Here is a 1,770-nt window from a genome sequence, read left to right as displayed (position 1 = left end):
GAAGTGAACGAATAATGGGATCAAGTTTCCAAGTATGATTGTAAACACGTCTAGCAATATCCGGATGATTCATAACCTTTTTCTTTCAGTTTCATAAAATCTAAAATATTATGCACCAAAACGGCTAATATAGGCGGTGCAATATAATCACTCTACAGTTTTGGGCAAGAATAAAAAAGTCTGCTCTCTTTTTTCATCTTTTATCTTTAAGATTTGACAATACGTATAATTTCATGCTGACCTGTTTTTTGTAACTTTATCCCTGTATGAAATTTGGTATATTCTTTGCTATTAACATAGAGCATATTTTTAAGTCCCCATTTTACTTTAATGCTATAAACGGCATCATAAAACTTCATTGTTGCTTCATATTTTGGCCAAATAGAGGGTAAATGTGGCTGCAAAAACAAGAGGTCTCCCTGACGCTGTATTCCAAGAATAGCTTGTGTTGCGGCGCGATAAAACCAACCGGCTGAACCTGTATACCAAGTCCAACCGCCTTGACCACATCGTGGTTCAACAGCATAAATATCTGCGGCCATCACATAAGGTTCAACACGATAAATTTCAGGATCTTGTCCGTGGGTAATTGGGTTTATCATAGAAAATAAAGCATAAGCTTTATCGTTTTGTTCCATTTCAGCCAACGCAAAAATACTCCAAATGGCACCATGCGTGTATTGACCACCATTTTCTCGAATTCCTGGAGGATAACCTTTTATGTAACCAGGCTCGAGCGTACTTTTATCAAACGGTGGCCAAAAAAGGCGAATGAGTCCACCTTTTTTATCATAGAGATGTTCCAGCATTGATGTCATTGCTTGTTCTTGGCGTTCAAGCGATGCCATTTGAGAAATGACAGCCCAAGATTGAGCAATGGTATCAATTTGACATTCATCATTGATTTTAGAACCAAGAGGCGTTCCATCATCAAAATAACCACGTCGATACCAAGCACCATCCCAACCATTTTTCTCTAGGGATTTTGTTAAATGTTCAAGGTACGTACTCCATATTTGCATATGGCTATTGTCACCACGTTTTTTGGCTAAAGAGATAAATGCTTGTAATGTGTGCCCAAGAAACCATCCTAACCAAATGCTTTCGCCTTTTCCTTCCACACCGACCAAATTCATGCCATCATTCCAATCCCCACCTAAAATAAGAGGGAGACCATGTGGTCCGCAGCGTTTAATGGCAAGGTCTAAAGCTAAAGCACAATGTTCATAAACTGTTGCAACCTTTGAGGATTGGATAGGTTGAAAATAAGCATCCTGTTGCTCATTTTTGAGAACATCACCTTCAATAAAAGGAATGAGCGTATCAAGAAAGACATCATCGCCAGTGGTATTAACATAAAGAGCTGTTGCATATGCAAACCAAACGATATCATCAGAAATGCGCGTACGAACACCAGCATTTGTGTCAGGCAACCACCAATGTTGCACATCACCTTCAAGAAATTGGTGCGCTGCTGCATTTAACAATTGTTCACGTGCTAATTGTGGTTCCAGCAATAACAAAGACAAGCTATCTTGTAACTGGTCACGAAAACCAAATGCACCACTAGCTTGGTAAAAGCCCGCGCGTGCCATGATGCGGCATGCGTAGATTTGATACGGAAGCCAATGGTTGACCATAAGATTAAAAGAAGCGTCAGGTGTTTTGACTTGGAAAGGAGAAACAAAATCATTCCATTGCTGTTTTTGTTTTGTGAGCAGAATTTCAAAATCACTTGCACGTACTTGATTGAGTAATTTTTCAGCTTCT

Annotated in this window: 1 protein-coding gene; it reads right to left on the bottom strand. The window is 39.3% G+C overall.

Annotation, left to right across the window (positions count from 1 at the left end):
* Positions 1 to 206: 206 nt before the first annotated feature.
* A partial coding sequence (locus ACFIKE_RS10095) for a GH36-type glycosyl hydrolase domain-containing protein (protein ID WP_375649715.1) occupies positions 207 to 1,770 on the bottom strand: 1,564 nt, incomplete at its 5' end.

This window comes from Bartonella sp. MU70NMGDW, assembly GCF_042194085.1.
Taxonomy (GTDB): Bacteria; Pseudomonadota; Alphaproteobacteria; order Rhizobiales; family Rhizobiaceae; genus Bartonella; species Bartonella grahamii.
The sequence above is the reverse complement of the archived record's forward strand: the minus strand, read 5'-3'. Positions and strand labels throughout refer to the sequence as shown.